General features: G+C 62.7%; 15 protein-coding genes. 10 read left to right on the top strand and 5 right to left on the bottom strand.

Features of this window, described 5'->3' with window-relative positions; translation table 11 throughout:
* The first annotated feature begins 713 nt into the window (after window positions 1-713).
* The 6 genes from ACO05L_RS03560 (at window position 714) to ACO05L_RS03535 (ending at window position 5,747) form a co-directional block, all read left to right on the top strand.
* A complete protein-coding gene (locus ACO05L_RS03560; RefSeq protein ID WP_421730800.1) occupies window positions 714-1,136 on the top strand; it encodes a hypothetical protein in 423 nt (140 codons plus the stop codon).
* Between the two features lie 95 nt (window positions 1,137-1,231).
* Entirely contained in the window at window positions 1,232-3,649 is a 2,418-nt protein-coding gene (locus tag ACO05L_RS03555) for a M10 family metallopeptidase C-terminal domain-containing protein (protein WP_421730799.1), read from the top strand.
* Between the two features lie 84 nt (window positions 3,650-3,733).
* Complete coding sequence (locus tag ACO05L_RS03550; protein WP_421730798.1) at window positions 3,734-3,964, top strand: hypothetical protein; 231 nt, start codon at window positions 3,734-3,736, stop codon at window positions 3,962-3,964.
* 36 nt (window positions 3,965-4,000) lie between these two features.
* A complete protein-coding gene (locus ACO05L_RS03545) occupies window positions 4,001-4,315 on the top strand; it encodes a hypothetical protein (protein WP_421730797.1) in 315 nt (104 codons plus the stop codon).
* Window positions 4,308-5,006, top strand: a complete 699-nt coding sequence (locus ACO05L_RS03540; RefSeq protein ID WP_421730796.1) for an SOS response-associated peptidase — start codon at window positions 4,308-4,310, stop codon at window positions 5,004-5,006. Before ACO05L_RS03545 ends, ACO05L_RS03540 begins: the two co-directional genes overlap by 8 nt.
* A 468-nt stretch (window positions 5,007-5,474) precedes the next feature.
* Window positions 5,475-5,747, top strand: coding sequence for a hypothetical protein (locus ACO05L_RS03535; protein ID WP_421730795.1), 273 nt, complete (start codon window positions 5,475-5,477; stop codon window positions 5,745-5,747).
* A 70-nt stretch (window positions 5,748-5,817) separates the two neighbouring features.
* Here the strand turns inward: ACO05L_RS03535 and ACO05L_RS03530 are convergent, their stop codons facing one another.
* Entirely contained in the window at window positions 5,818-6,015 is a 198-nt protein-coding gene (locus tag ACO05L_RS03530; RefSeq protein WP_421730794.1) for a hypothetical protein, read from the bottom strand.
* A 648-nt stretch (window positions 6,016-6,663) separates the two neighbouring features.
* On the opposite strand from ACO05L_RS03530, the gene ACO05L_RS03525 reads away from it, so the two are divergent.
* Entirely contained in the window at window positions 6,664-6,828 is a 165-nt protein-coding gene (locus tag ACO05L_RS03525) for a hypothetical protein (RefSeq protein WP_421730793.1), read from the top strand.
* A 605-nt stretch (window positions 6,829-7,433) separates the two neighbouring features.
* On the opposite strand, the gene arsH is transcribed toward ACO05L_RS03525, so the two are convergent.
* Genes arsH through ACO05L_RS03510 form a run of 3 tightly spaced genes read right to left on the bottom strand, consistent with a single transcriptional unit; the run spans window position 7,434 to window position 8,942 of the window.
* The gene (gene arsH / locus ACO05L_RS03520; protein WP_421730792.1) at window positions 7,434-8,177 is read right to left on the bottom strand and encodes an arsenical resistance protein ArsH; all 744 of its coding nucleotides are present in this window, start codon (window positions 8,175-8,177) and stop codon (window positions 7,434-7,436) included.
* Window positions 8,174-8,599, bottom strand: a complete 426-nt coding sequence (gene arsC, locus ACO05L_RS03515; protein WP_421730791.1) for an arsenate reductase (glutaredoxin) — start codon at window positions 8,597-8,599, stop codon at window positions 8,174-8,176. The genes arsH and arsC overlap by 4 nt, the downstream gene beginning before the upstream one ends.
* Window positions 8,600-8,606: 7 nt before the next feature.
* The gene (locus ACO05L_RS03510; RefSeq protein WP_421730790.1) at window positions 8,607-8,942 is read right to left on the bottom strand and encodes an ArsR/SmtB family transcription factor; all 336 of its coding nucleotides are present in this window, start codon (window positions 8,940-8,942) and stop codon (window positions 8,607-8,609) included.
* Window positions 8,943-9,024: 82 nt separating this feature from the next.
* Between ACO05L_RS03510 and ACO05L_RS03505 the strand changes: the two genes are divergently transcribed.
* Complete coding sequence (locus ACO05L_RS03505; protein ID WP_421730789.1) at window positions 9,025-10,308, top strand: arsenic transporter; 1,284 nt, start codon at window positions 9,025-9,027, stop codon at window positions 10,306-10,308.
* A gap of 81 nt (window positions 10,309-10,389) precedes the next feature.
* Here ACO05L_RS03505 and ACO05L_RS03500 read toward each other — a convergent pair whose 3' ends face one another.
* Window positions 10,390-12,369, bottom strand: coding sequence for a hypothetical protein (locus tag ACO05L_RS03500; protein WP_421730788.1), 1,980 nt, complete (start codon window positions 12,367-12,369; stop codon window positions 10,390-10,392).
* A 395-nt stretch (window positions 12,370-12,764) separates the two neighbouring features.
* On the opposite strand from ACO05L_RS03500, the gene ACO05L_RS03495 reads away from it, so the two are divergent.
* Both ACO05L_RS03495 and ACO05L_RS03490 read left to right on the top strand, forming a co-directional pair.
* Window positions 12,765-13,166, top strand: a complete 402-nt coding sequence (locus ACO05L_RS03495; RefSeq protein ID WP_421730787.1) for a hypothetical protein — start codon at window positions 12,765-12,767, stop codon at window positions 13,164-13,166.
* Between the two features lie 95 nt (window positions 13,167-13,261).
* Entirely contained in the window at window positions 13,262-13,633 is a 372-nt protein-coding gene (locus ACO05L_RS03490) for a helix-turn-helix domain-containing protein (RefSeq protein WP_421730786.1), read from the top strand.
* The last annotated feature ends 22 nt before the right edge of the window (window positions 13,634-13,655 follow it).

Here is a 13,655-nt window from a genome sequence, read left to right as displayed (position 1 = left end):
AGTCTTAGGTTCTGCTGCCGGTATCGAACTCCGGCAGCTGGGCTGCGCTACCCCGCCACAGTGGGGATGACATGCCCGATCCGAACAAGCGCCGACCGGCGCGGGAAGACGTCGCGCCCGAGCATGGCCAGCGACTGATCGTGCAATGCGATCGACCGAGATGCGGGCATGCCGTGCTGATGGAGCCGGGCCTCATTTTCGGCGACCGGCGAAATTGGCCGGTAGAGGGTCGGTCGTCTCGGTTCCGATGCCGGTGCGGATCGCGTGAAGCCAAAGTCAGCTACACCAGCCACGAGTCCGCCAGGAACGGACCTATCTCGGCCGACGCCCTGAGGCTGTGGTTCTGATGAGCCGGTCGTCCGTCCCCTCCATAACCCTCGTTTGCGAGGTCCGTCGCAATCGCGCCTTGGATGGCGCCGTCTTGGGTCTAACACTCTATGGCTTGGGCCGGCGGACACGCTTTGCGCCCGTAAGTCAGGTGCCGGCGTTCGACGGCGATGTCGCCTGGTTCCAGTTTGTGCGAAAGCCGAAGACCCGGCTGGGCGTAGTCTTCCTCGATCAGGTCGATCAGCCGAACCGCCGGGTCCACTGGTCGCGTCCCTGACATGGGCCTACGTGAAAAACGACCCAGCATGATCCTAGAGTATTCAAGGACCGTGAGCTCACTCAGAGCCCACGGCTCCGACGTCGTCGCGCGCTGCGGCCGATGCAAGATGTCGAAGCCGATCGACCTAGCGGCCATCGAGGTGGAGCATGGGCCGCTCTACAGCTTCTGGAACCATCACCCGCCGTGCCCTGCTGAGGGATGCGACGACACATTGACCTTCATCGCCACCCGGGAGGGCGACGGGGTATGGCCGCTGCATATGAAGGAAGGCGAGCCAGGGCAGGTCCGGTTCATCCAGGCGGCATGGCGGGCCGATCGCCTGAACAATGACCTGGGCGGCCGGCTGGCGCTGCAGCTGATGATCGGGGTGATCCGGCAGCTGAGCCGCTACAGCATGTTCACGATTGAGGAACGGCGGGAGGTGATGCGAGATGCGGTTGCGACCCTACCAACGGCCCGCCAGGACGACGCCACTTGGTTGATCGAGCATTACCTGAATTTGGGGCAGGAACGCCCCGGGTGGCGATGAGGGAACCGTGCCTGATTCCACTACTAGCTGAATTGATCAATGCTTGGTAACGACGAAGCCACTTAAGCCAGTGCCCTGCGAAGGCGGAGATCATCGTGACGGTTTTCAATGGTTCACCCGATGCCGACGTTTTCGTGGGTGGCGCAGCGAATGATACAGCCACGGGCCTTGGCGGAGACGACAGACTGTCTGGAGGCGATGGGTCAGACATCCTTGAGGGCGGAGATGGCGACGACATTCTGTCGGGCGGCGATCAGGATCCGGAATATGAGCCTTCGTGGACCCTATCCAGTTACCTCCTCGATACAGGATCGGATGTCGATTACCTGAGCGGTGGCGACGGAAGCGATGTCGTTTTCGCAGGCTATGGCGATCACGCGGATGGAGGCGCTGACGGTCTATTGGGGGACACGCTGTTTATCAGCTTCCTGGCCGCACCGACCGGCGTAACAGTCGATTTCACACTCTCAAGTCAGACGATCGGTGGAGGTCTTATCACCGGCTTTGAGGATTTGGCCGTGGTCCAAGGGTCGAACTTCGACGACCTCATCGTCGTTGATTCTCAAACCTCTCGCGGCTGGCTTACGGCCGTCTACGGCATGGGCGGCAACGATCAACTTTTCGCCGGATACTACACCGGATCGATGTACGGAGGTGAAGGCGACGATCTGCTGGATGGCCGAGGTCGATACTATCTCCGCTTTCTCGACGGCGGGTCGGGGAATGACGTCATCTATGCGGACAAGAACGGCGTCGAAGCCCACGGTGGAGATGGAGATGACTTTATCCAAACCAGCGGAAGCGCTTTCGGAGGCGCCGGCAACGACACGATCGAAGTCCTGAGCAACTACGCCAATGTTGCGGATGGCGGTTCCGGCGATGACTTGATCCGGTCATCATCACCAGACCGGCTCTCGGTTTTTGGCGGTTCTGGCTCGGATCGTTTCGAGAGCGCTCTGGTTGAAAACACCTTTGACGGCGGCAGTGGCATCGACACCATCGATTACACGATCAGCGAGTACGGCGTCAGCGTGAACTTGCAGAATGGCCAAGGCGGAATGACCGACGTCGAGAATGCCGTTGGGTCTGAGTTTTCAGATACGTTGACCGGCTCATCCCGGGCCAATGTTCTCGATGGTGGTTCAGGCGATGACGTCCTGAATGGCAAGGCCGGCGCTGACACGATGAACGGCGGCGCTGGCGACGACACCTATTATGTCGACAACACGGGCGACGTGGTGGTTGAGGCGGACGTAGCAGGGGCTGATCGGGTGATCAGTTCAATCAGCTATGTGTTAGGGGCCAACGTCGAGAACCTGACCCTATCTGGCAAGGCAGCGATCAGCGGCACGGGCAATGCCTTGGCCAACAGGCTGACAGGAAACGTTGCTGACAATGTCCTTAACGGTGGGCTGGGGTCAGACAGGATGGCTGGCCTAGGCGGAGCGGACATCTATTATGTCGACGATGTCGGTGATGTGGTCGTCGAGTTGGACGGTGAGGGGACCGATCTCATCTACAGCACCGTCACCTATTCCCTGGCGGGACAGTATGTCGAGAAGCTGACGCTTACAGGCTCGGCGAACATCAACGCCACGGGCAACACTTTAGACAACACGATCGTCGGAAACGCGGGCGCCAATGTCATCAATGGCGGCGCTGGCGCGGACATCATGACGGGCGGCAAGGGCGCCGACACCTTCTATGTCCAGAATGCCGGGGACAGGGTGATCGAGCTCAACGAGAGCGGAATCGATCTCATCTACAGCACCGTCACCTACTCGCTTGCCGGGCAATACGTCGAGAAGCTGACATTGACTGGGTCTGCCGCGACCAACGCGACGGGTAACACCCTCGCGAACACCCTGGTCGGCAACTCAGGGGCCAACGTCATCGACGGTGGGACGGGCGCCGACATCATGACCGGCGGCGCGGGGTCGGACGTCTATTACGTCCAGAACACCGGCGATCGGGTGAATGAGATCAATGAAGCCGGCGTCGACCTGATCAACAGTTCGGTCAGCTATTCCCTGGCGGGCCAGTACGTCGAGAAACTGGTCCTCACGGGTTCTGCGAACATCAACGCGACGGGCAACACGCTGGACAACACCATCGTCGGCAACTCGGGTGTCAACATCATCGACGGCGGCAAGGGTGCAGACCGCATGCGCGGTGACGGTGGCGCCGACGTCCTGACCGGCGGATCGGGAGCCGATACATTCGTCTATGACAGCACAGGCGACTCCACTGTGTCGGCATTCGATCGCATCACCGATCTGACAAACAGCGACCGCATCGATCTCTCCGACATCGACGCGCGGACCAATGTCTCGGGCAACAACGCCTTCGTTCTGGTCGACGCCTTCTCTGGCGTGTCCGGTCAGATCACCGTGACCTATGGCGCCTCCGCTAACCTCACCACAATCCTGATGGACACCAACGGCGACAAGGTCGCGGACATGAAGATCGTCGCCACCGGCAACCATGCAGACTTCGACAACTTCGTGTTCTAGAACTGACCTGACACCGCTCAGATCGCCGGCCCCGACTCCACAACCACTGACCTTCGTGGCACGGTTCGGTCGGGAGGTAAGCTGATGCCGATCAAGAAGACGAACCTGAGGACCGAAGCGGGCGTGCGCCTGGATCTGATCGAGAAGATCAGCGCTCACGGCAAGGTGCTGGACCAGCACTACCGCCTGTCCACGATGCGGCCCAACCAGCCGCGCATCATGGCCGCCCGCATCGAGGCCGAGGATGCTTATGATCTGGAGGTGATCGCCTCGCTCATGGACCCCATCGTCCAGAGACTGACCACGCGCCACTGACTACACAACCGACCGGGGGCGTGGCAGGCTCGGGCCATGAATGACGGCATCCTCGCAACCCATGTCGACGAAACTTTCCCGACCATCACGGTCGAGATCGCCCAGGCCGTGTTCGAGGCCATAAGGCCAAGTCTCCGAGAGCCAACCGCTGCGCCGTCAGACGTGGACGCGACCGAGGCCTGGCGCACTGTGGTCCGCTTGGCGTTTGCCATGCCTTTCGCAGACCTGCGCGACACACTGGGGCGGATGCAGCAGGCCGATGGCCCCGTCGCGCGGGATGCGGAGTACGCCTTCACTTGGGGCATCTACCATTCGCGCGCCGAGGATGAGATCGCCCAAGACCATGTGTAACCTCTACCGCCAGAACAACGGCCCCGGCGACATCCTGGCCATGACCCGCGCCCTGTCGAACAACGCCGGTAACCTTGAGCCGCGCGACATCTATCCAGACTACGCCGCGCCGATCGTCAGGCTAGATGCGGACGGTGAGCGCGAACTGGCGCTGGCCCGCTGGGGGATGCCGTCTTCGAAGAAGGCGCTGTTCGACGCCGCGACCAAACGGGCTGACAAGATGCGAGCCAGGGGCGGCGAGGTCGACTTTCCCAAGCTGCTGGAGCTCGAGCCCGACAGCGGCACCACCAACGTGCGCAACACGGTCTCGGCCCACTGGCGGCGCTGGCTTGAGCCGGCCAACCGCTGCCTGGTCCCGTTCACGGCCTTCAGCGAGCCTGGCCGCGACGCGGCAGGGAAATACACGCCCGTCTGGTTCGAGCTACCGGATCAGCCTCTGGCCTTCTTCGCCGGTATCCACCTCCGCGACCACACCTGCGTCCGCAAGATGAAGACCGGGCCGGAGACCTGCGACCTGTTTGCCTTCCTCACGACAGAGCCCAGCGAGCCGGTGAAGTCCGTCCACCCCAAGGCCATGCCGGTGATCCTAACGACCGAGGAAGAGCGGGACATCTGGATGCGGGCACCGTGGGACGAGGCGAAGGCGCTTCAGCGGGCGTTGCCGGATGGAGCGCTGGCAGTCGCCGCATGAAGCCTCATCCAGAGCTGCACTTCAACTCCAATCCCGCTTGGATTCCACTGCTACGAGCTTGGGCCGACGGCCGCTCGGACGTCGCAGAAGTTTGGCTTTTTGGTTCAAGGGTAACAGGCCGGCGCCGGCCAAAGGGAAAGCCGGCCCTAGTCCCAGATCTCGACATCGCCATTGTTCCTGTCGACCGGAGCGACGGAGGCAGCGACCTTCCATGTTTCGACGCGATTTATGAGATCCGTGACCGCTTTATCCCAGTGAGAGCTGAATTTGAGACCCATGATCCGGATGGTAGCCATGATCTAGATGACTGGATTAGGACGACCGGCGTCCGCATCTGGCCCTGAAAACGTCTAAGCCCGCCACCCCGCGAAGGGCGACTGGCTGGAGTCCGTGAGGTAGATCAGGACGTCGCGGCGTGATGTTGGCCAGGGACTCCCGCCCGTTGGCCGACTCGGCTAGGCACACTGCATGACCCTCGACGAACTGAACGATAGACTCGATGCCATGGCAGAGGCTGCCGCCGGCGATCCCCAGCAGATGCCCGGCCTGATCACTATCAACAGTGACCTCTGGGTCAAAGACCTGGCCGACATGCGGGCTCCCTGCAAAGCGATCCATGACGGAATGCGTTATCGCGATGTGGTGGTGCAGGTTTCGAGCGGCGCCAAGACCGAAGTGCTGACCCGAACTCAGGCGGACGGCCGAGGCGAGCCCTACCGCGAGATGATGCCGAGGCCCTGAAACAACGAAGGCCCGCCACCCCGCGAAGGGCGACTGGCCATTGAACTATCCGGAAATCCCGGAGAGTTGGTCAGGGCGTAGCGGGCGACGCCGGACACTCGAACGTCAGCCGCGCGCCGTTCTCCACGACCCAGCGGCAGATGCGCCCGACCGCCTTCCAGCCGTCATTGCCAATCCAAGTGGACTTCATGAACTTGTAGAGGCCCGGGGCCGACGACGAACCCGCCTTCACATAGGGCCAGTCGTTGCTCTCGATCTTGGACAGCATGGGCCAGTAGTCGCCGGGATGAGGTCTGGAGATGGGGTCGCAACGGGCACCCGGGACGTCGAAGCCAGCTCGCGGACCTTCGCGACGGTATCACCACCGGCCCAGCCATCCTCCTTGAGCGCAAACGTTCATTGGAACAGGCGAACGAACTCATCATCGCAGATGGCAGCCGCGGGTCGAACTCCAAGTTGTGGGAGGGGTTGCGCAGTCCGTAAGTCCGACTACTGTCGCCTGCCTAACAGGGGGCTTATCGAGATGACATTGTCTGAACAGGATCGGGAAAAGCTGAAAGCTCTATTGAGTGAGTGGCAAGCTGACGCGGCGACCGGAGGCTTTACCAGTGAACGGGTTAGCCGCACCATGGTCGCGCTGTTGTCATTGTTGACTGCTCCTGACCAGAACAGCAGCTCTTAGGCGAACCCGCGCAGGACTACCGGCGGCCAGGGCGATGCGTCAGTCATCATAGCGCGCCCTGGTCATCCTCGCTGTCGTCGTAGGCCTGATGCTGATCGCGATCAGGCACGGGCTTGGGCGCGGGCGAGCGTCAGCCATGACGGTTCGGTCACGGGTCAGTCTCCGGATTTTCGGGGCGTTATTTGCGGCGACGCTGAAACGCCGGCCACTCGCTCGCATTAGCGAGCTATGTCATTGGCTTCACAGACACTTCGGGATCACGCGGCGCGGTTGCTGCGGCTCAGGCAGCTGCAGCTGGCGACCAATGATCGGCAGACACTCGCCGCGATCGACGAGGTGATTGCCGAACTCGAGGAGATGATCTCGCGGATGGAAGGCAAGTCGCCCGATATTCGGTGATGCGCACGGCGTGCGCGTGGGGCAGGGTGGCGGTACGGCTTGCACTGCCCCGTGCAGGTCGGACGGCTCGGCCAGCCTTCAAGTTCCAGCTGGTCGGGCCGTCAGCTCAGATGATGCAGGGGCGGGGAGGTCGCCTAACGTCGGTCTTCGTGCCACGAAGGGCGATGTCCAAGAATGATGACAATGGCGCGTGGTTAGTCGTCGGAGCCGTCGTCGCTCTAGCCGCCACCAGGCCAGACATATTGGGCCGCTTGATCGGGGTTGGCGCGTGGGCCTTGGTGATCATTCCACTCTTGTTATTTGCCATCGCGGTCGGCTGGTGGATTGCGAGGACTCTTTGGCCAATCATGCTTGGAGTCATCTTAGCGCTAATCGGGTCGCAGCTTGCGGGCCGGTGGGGCTTGGCACTGGGGCTCGCCACCGCGGGATGGCTGATCTGGGCACATGCTTGGTGGCGCGAAGCGTACGGCGACTCTTTCAAAGAAAATGTCCCCGACAGGGGGCAATCGCCGTCGTGACAGGATTCAGAGCGTGGGGGTCCGCTATGCGGACGGGAGCCGATGACCGCTTTCGACCCATTACGGACATTCCGAGAGGAGGCTCCGTTATGGCTGTCCGGCTATTGCGGACAAATCCGCCGATCTATCCACTTGGTGACCTTCTGATTTTCGCTCGGAGTAGCGGTCCACAAGCTGCGCGGCGTGAGGCCGGGTCAGGACCGTGAACCGCACCAGTTCCTCCATCACGTCGACGATGCGGTCGTAATAGGCCGACGGCTTCATCCGGCCCGCGTCGTCGAATTCCATGAAGGCCTTGGCGACGCTGGACTGGTTGGGGATGGTGATCATCCGCATCCAGCGCCCGAGCAGGCGCAGGGTGTTGACGGCGTTGAAGCTTTGCGAGCCGCCAGACACCTGCATGACCGCCAGGGTGCGGCCCTGGGTCGGGCGCATGCCGCCCATGTTGAGCGGCAGGTGGTCGATCTGCAGCTTCATGATCGCCGAAATCTGGCCGTGGCGTTCCGGGCTGCACCAGACCATGCCTTCGGACCACATGGCGTGCTCGCGCAGTTCGTGGACGGCCGGATGGTCGTCTCCGGCGACCTGATCGGTCAGCGGTAGGTCGGACGGATCGAAGATGCGGGTCTCGCAACCCATGGCCTGCAACAACCGCGCCGCCTCCTCGACGCAAAGGCGCGAGAAGGACCGCTCGCGCAGGGAGCCGTAGAGCAGCAGAATGCGCGGCGCGGGATTTCCCGGACCCAGGCCCTGCGCGGGCGTGGTCGAGAGATAGGCCGGATCGAGGGCCGGCAGATGGTCGGGATCGGGCAGGTCGCGAAGGCGGCTCATCGGATCACGCGGCGCCCGTCGGCATCGACCACGACCTCGCCGTCTTCCTTGGCGAAGGGCTTCAGTCCCTCCTGGGGCAGCAGGTCCAGCACCGCCTCGGACGGGCGGCACAGTTTCACACCCATGGGCGTGACGACGATGGGGCGGTTCATCAGGATGGGATGCGCCTCGATCGCATCCAGCAACTGATCGTCCGAGAGGTCGGCGTCGTCCAGGCCCAATTCGGCATAGGGCGTGCCCTTCTCACGCAGGATGTCGCGCACCGAACCGCCCATCCGTTCGACCATCTGCGCCGCCAGCGCCCGGCTGGGCGGGGTCTTCAGGTATTCGACGACGTGCGGCTCGATCCCGACATGGCGGATCAGCGCCAGGGTGTTGCGCGACGTCCCGCAGGCGGGATTGTGATAGATGACGACGTCCATTGGGGCCTCAGTCGCAGCAGGGGGCCAGTTCGGCCAGCAGGGGTTGGCAAAGCTCGGCGCGGCCCTGGCAGCAGTCCTTGAGCAGGAACAGGACGACCTCGCGCAGCCGATCCAGATCGGCGCGGTAGATGATCGAGCGGCTGCGCCTCTGCGCCGTGATCAGCCCGGCGCGGGACAGCACGCCCAGGTGCGCGGACATCGTATTGGTCGGGACGGCGAGCCGGTCGGCGATCTCTCCCGCAGGCAGGCCTTCGGGTTCATGTCGAACCAGCAGACGAAAGGCGTCCAGCCGCGTGGACTGGGCCAAGGCTGCGAGCGCGAGAATGGCGGGTTCCGATTCCATTATTCCAAGATACTGGAAATGCGGTCGAGTGCAAGCTAGAGGGGGGGGCGAGGTCGCAGGTCGGCCGCTGCGGAGCCGCCCCATGATCGTCGCCCTTTTGATCTTCGCGGTCACCATCACCCTGGTGATCTGGCAGCCGAAGGGCCTGCAGATCGGCTGGAGCGCGATGGGCGGCGCGGCGGTCGCGCTGTTGCTGGGCGTCGTCACCATCAACGACATCCCCGTGGTCTGGGGCATCGTCTGGAATGCGACCGCGACCTTCATCGCCATCATCGTCATCAGCCTGTTGCTGGACGAGGCCGGCTTCTTCGAATGGGCCGCCCTGCATGTCGGTAGCTGGGGCGGCGGCCATGGGCGCAGGCTGTTCGTCCTGTTCGTCCTGCTGGGGGCGGCGGTGTCGGCCCTGTTCGCCAATGACGGGGCGGCGCTGATTCTGACGCCCATCGTCATCGCCATGCTGCTGGCGCTCGGCTACGGCCCCAAGGCGACCTTGGCCTTCGTCATGGCGGCGGGCTTCATCGCCGACGCCGCCAGCCTGCCGCTGGTGGTGTCCAACTTGGTCAACATCGTCTCGGCCGACTTCTTCGACATCGGCTTCGACCGCTATGCGGCGGTCATGGTGCCCGTAGACCTGGCGGCCATCGCCGCGACGCTCGCCGTCCTGTTCGCGGTCTTCGGGCGGGACATACCGAAGGCCTATAACATCGATCGCCTCGCCCTGCCGGCGACGGCGATCAGGGATCGTGCGACCTTCGTCGCGGGGTGGATCGTTCTGGCCCTGTTACTGGTCGGCTTCTTCGTGCTGGAGCCCAGGGGCGTGCCCGTCTCGGCCGTCGCGGCTGCGGGCGCAGCCATCCTTCTTGTGGTCGCCGGCCGGGGTGCGGTGATCAGCACAACCAGGGTGCTGCGCGAGGCGCCCTGGCAGATCGTGATCTTCTCCCTGGGCATGTATCTGGTGGTCTATGGGCTGGGCAACGCTGGCCTCACCCGCCATGTCGCAGGGCTGCTGGACGGGTTCGCGCAAGGCGGGGTCTGGGGTGCGGCCTTCGGAACCGGCTTCCTGACAGCCTTCCTGTCGTCCATCGCCAACAATATGCCGACCGTCCTAATCGGCGCCTTGTCCATCGACGCATCGTCGGCGACGGGCGCGGTCAAGGAGGCGATGATCTACGCCAATGTCATCGGCAGCGACCTGGGCCCCAAGATGACGCCGATCGGGTCGCTGGCCACCTTGCTGTGGCTGCACGTCCTGGCGAAGAAGGGCGTGAAGATCGGTTGGGGCTACTATTTCAAGGTCGGCGTGGTCATGACCGTGCCGGTGCTTGCGGTCGCCCTCGCCGCTCTCTCGTTGCGACTGATCGTATAGGCTCAGGCAGTTGGAGAGATGTCCGCTTCCCACCCATAGCAGCCATTCAGCGGGTCCGCTCTGAGGCGAGCCGTTGATCCGCTACCCGTTATTCGAACGGCTGATCTCGGACCAATAGGACCCCTCACAAATCAGCATGAGCTTGTCGCGGATGTTGGTCAGGGTGAAATCGGAGCCGGAGAGGTAGATGTTTCCGCCGCTCGTTGTTCCATCCTTCACCACCACGTTCTGTGCGCTGGTGGCTTGTCGGAGAATGAGGATCGTCCCGATGCGCCGATCTGTCGGGAGGTTGGTCAGATCATCAGAGCCGGCCCCGCCCTCGGTCGCGACGCGGCAGAATGTGGCGCGCGGTTTGAGTAGGCCGCTGGCGATCGTGTCCACAATCGAAGCTCCCACCGACAGGAAACCCGACACGTCCACGTTCCCGCTGCGGACCTGCTGGCTGTAGGGGTCGTTGCCATTGAGCGGAATGCCTAGAGCGCGGCAGGCCTCGACGGCAAAGGCCGCATGGCCAGCGGCTCCGGGGTGGACCGTGTCCACGAGGTTGGCCGGATTCCGAGACGGCTCGCACTGATCAAAGCGGACCAGGCCGTAATAGTTGGCCGCCGCGAAAGCCATGATGGCCTTGCGGTAGTCGTCATAGGTGTAGCCGGGCTCCTGCACCACGGCGCCACCGCCAGGGCCGCCGTTCGAGGGCGGGGAGATCGGGGGTACGGCGATATTGTAGCGAACCCCCGTCACCCGGCTGTTCAGGCCGATGATGAAGGTCTCGATCTCGGTGATCATCGCCGCCGGGGTCAGGTGACTGCCCGAGTAGATGTTGTTCGTGCCGAGCTGAAGCTGAACCACCTTGCTCTGATCGGAGTAGTAGGCGTTCATGATCGCGGCGATCCGGTCGAGCTGGGTCGCGCTGTTCCAGTGCTGATAGCCCGTGCCGGAATCGGCGGCCATGTAACAGAGAGGCCGGCGACTATCTCCGATGGTCACTACGCCTTGAAGCAGGACGTTGCCGCCGGTCGCTCGAAGCTGAACCGTATCAAGCGGATCGACGCTCACAGTCGATGCGATGGGATAGGTCAGGCCCAGACGCTTGACGCCCGTTCCGCCCGCTGTAGCGATGGTCGAGACCACCACGCCGTTGACCACGACCTCGACAGAACCCGGAGAGCCATCCGCGTCATAGAAGGCGTCAATGCGCTGATAGGCGCGCCCCGTGATGGTGATGGACTGTCCGGCTGTCAGCAGGAGGCGATACTCTGCCAGCCCCCCAGCAGTCAGCGTTCCGTCGCTGCTGACGCCGTACTGATCCAGGCTCGTCGCCATGTTCAGGACCACGCCGTGCATTTGGCCACGATCACGACCGGGGCCGTTGTCGGTGAAGTTCATGACCGAGCGAGTGGTCAGCAGGCCGAGGCCGAGCTTGGGATTGGTCCCAGAGCCGCGCGTGATGCTGTCGCCAATGATCATGACGCAGCCAGCTTCGAACCGTCCGATGACGCCCGTTCCGGCCATCCCCCGGTTGTCGACAAAGCGCGGATCGGTCAGGTCTGGCGCCTCGATATTGTGTCGTGCAGCGTCAGGGTCAGCCACGTCGCTCAGGTTCGCGGCCTTGTCCATCTTGCCGTACATGGCCAGCTCGCCGGTGGCCTCAGCCACCGCGTCGTCCAACTGTTCCTGCAGGTCGTCCGCGCGATCATCGACGTAGCGAGCCAGGTCCTGATCGACCGCCGTCAAACGGTTCAGGGCCTGATCGACTGACGACACGGGGGTGCTGGCGGATGGCGCGAAGTTGCTGGTCCGCGCCCGCTTGATATTCCGCTCGATGCGGACTTTCGTGTTCGAGACGGCCGTGTTCAGCGTGACGGTGCCGCCATCGTAGCCGCCGCCGTCGAGGATCGTTCCGCTGAACGTGAACCCCGACTGCAGCAGGGCGACCCCGTTGACCAGGACGGTCAGGTCGGCCTTGGCGAAGATCGAGAAGCTGATCGGAAACGCCGATGTCGAGCCCACAACCGTGAACTGGCGAAAGGTGGGCTCGTCGGGAATGGTAAGTCTAGCCATGCCCGCACGTTGCTGGGTGGGGGTTATTGGCTCAACGCACGCGGCGTCGTGCGTTGAGCGGCATGACTGGTGGTTCATCGTAGGGACGCCTTAGGGCGAACTGCGCGGCGATCCTTGGTTTAGTCTGGCCACAGTCGGCCAGGGGTCGCCGCCTTTACGCGCCCGGTGCCCTCTCACATATCCCGCTGTGTCCCACAGTCGTTTTTTGACGCTGGCTCAGCTGGACGCTGCGTAGGACGCTCCGACCTAGAAGCGGCCGTTTTTTTTAAGTCCCAACATCCCGCGGTTAATCAGGCCCAGATAGTCTGAAGGCGTCCGGGTTCGACCTATGTCGTGGTCATCCCGTGTCCGTGTTTGTGCTATTGCTGGCTGGGTCCCACAGCCTTGGAGGAAACGTGGCCGTTGGTTTCCAAGCAGATGCTGCACGTCAACGGGTTGTGGTCATCGTGCAACCTGGCGCTCGCTGGACAAGGTTTCACGCAGTCGTTCGGGCCGAGCTGCTTGCAAATCCTGAGTGGGCAGACTGGCATTGGATCGTTGTTGATAAGGGGCCGATGGAAGATGTGGATGTCCCAGAGATGGTGGAAACGGGAAACGTGTTTCGCTCTTTGACCCGAAAGCCGGGCATTCAGACCTATACCGTCACGGTCGTTGCAGACCGCCATTTTGGGTTGTGGGCGCCAGTCATTGATCGCTTCTATGGCGGACGCCGCCACCTTTGGTCCGACTCGCTGGAAGCAGCGATCGCCCTGCTCGATCGACACCTAGAAGCCGACAGGCTTTCTAAGAAAGCTTAGCCCCTCAGCAGGCATTCAGAGCGTCCAATTACAGGCATGGCTGACAACGGCGACCATCAGACGTATCGTACGCTGAGTATGGCCAGGTGACGCGCATGACCCGAGATGGACCACACCCTGTAGATATCCATGTCGGAAAACGCATCGTTGAAATTCGGTCGGGACTGGGCCTGACCCAAAGCGACATCGCCCGACACCTTGGCCTGACGTTCCAGCAGGTGCAGAAGTACGAGAAGGGCAGCAACCGCATTTCGGCTTCCAAGCTTTTCGCGATCGCCTCGCTGCTTCAAGTCGATATTGCAGCCTTGTTCACCGGGCTTGGTAAAACTGCAGTGCCCGAGGCCACAGCCGCTCCGCATAACGGCGATACCATGGAAATGATCAGCCTCGTTCAAACCCTGCCGGTTGGCCTTCAGCGCCTCGCCCTCGACTTAATCCGAACCCTCGGCCCGTCAGATCCACGCTGAAGACCTGCTGTGCAGGTGCGGC

Origin of the sequence: Brevundimonas sp., from assembly GCF_965227765.1 — a bacterium.
Taxonomy (GTDB): domain Bacteria; phylum Pseudomonadota; class Alphaproteobacteria; order Caulobacterales; family Caulobacteraceae; genus Brevundimonas.
Note: the sequence above shows the minus strand (reverse complement) of the source record. Positions and strands in the feature narration are given on the sequence as shown.

Excerpts from the sequence above, each read along its gene's own strand:
- ACO05L_RS03535 (WP_421730795.1), top strand. The coding sequence starts at position 5,475 with ATGACCCTCGACGAACTGAACGATAGACTCGATGCCATGGCAGAGGCT.
- ACO05L_RS03500 (WP_421730788.1), bottom strand. The coding sequence starts at position 12,369 with ATGGCTAGACTTACCATTCCCGACGAGCCCACCTTTCGCCAGTTCACG.
- ACO05L_RS03505 (WP_421730789.1), top strand. The coding sequence starts at position 9,025 with ATGATCGTCGCCCTTTTGATCTTCGCGGTCACCATCACCCTGGTGATC.
- ACO05L_RS03540 (WP_421730796.1), top strand. The coding sequence starts at position 4,308 with ATGTGTAACCTCTACCGCCAGAACAACGGCCCCGGCGACATCCTGGCC.
- arsC (WP_421730791.1), bottom strand. The coding sequence starts at position 8,599 with ATGGACGTCGTCATCTATCACAATCCCGCCTGCGGGACGTCGCGCAAC.
- ACO05L_RS03550 (WP_421730798.1), top strand. The coding sequence starts at position 3,734 with ATGCCGATCAAGAAGACGAACCTGAGGACCGAAGCGGGCGTGCGCCTG.
- ACO05L_RS03510 (WP_421730790.1), bottom strand. The coding sequence starts at position 8,942 with ATGGAATCGGAACCCGCCATTCTCGCGCTCGCAGCCTTGGCCCAGTCC.
- ACO05L_RS03530 (WP_421730794.1), bottom strand. The coding sequence starts at position 6,015 with ATGCTGTCCAAGATCGAGAGCAACGACTGGCCCTATGTGAAGGCGGGT.
- arsH (WP_421730792.1), bottom strand. The coding sequence starts at position 8,177 with ATGAGCCGCCTTCGCGACCTGCCCGATCCCGACCATCTGCCGGCCCTC.
- ACO05L_RS03560 (WP_421730800.1), top strand. The coding sequence starts at position 714 with ATGTCGAAGCCGATCGACCTAGCGGCCATCGAGGTGGAGCATGGGCCG.
- ACO05L_RS03545 (WP_421730797.1), top strand. The coding sequence starts at position 4,001 with ATGAATGACGGCATCCTCGCAACCCATGTCGACGAAACTTTCCCGACC.
- ACO05L_RS03490 (WP_421730786.1), top strand. The coding sequence starts at position 13,262 with ATGACCCGAGATGGACCACACCCTGTAGATATCCATGTCGGAAAACGC.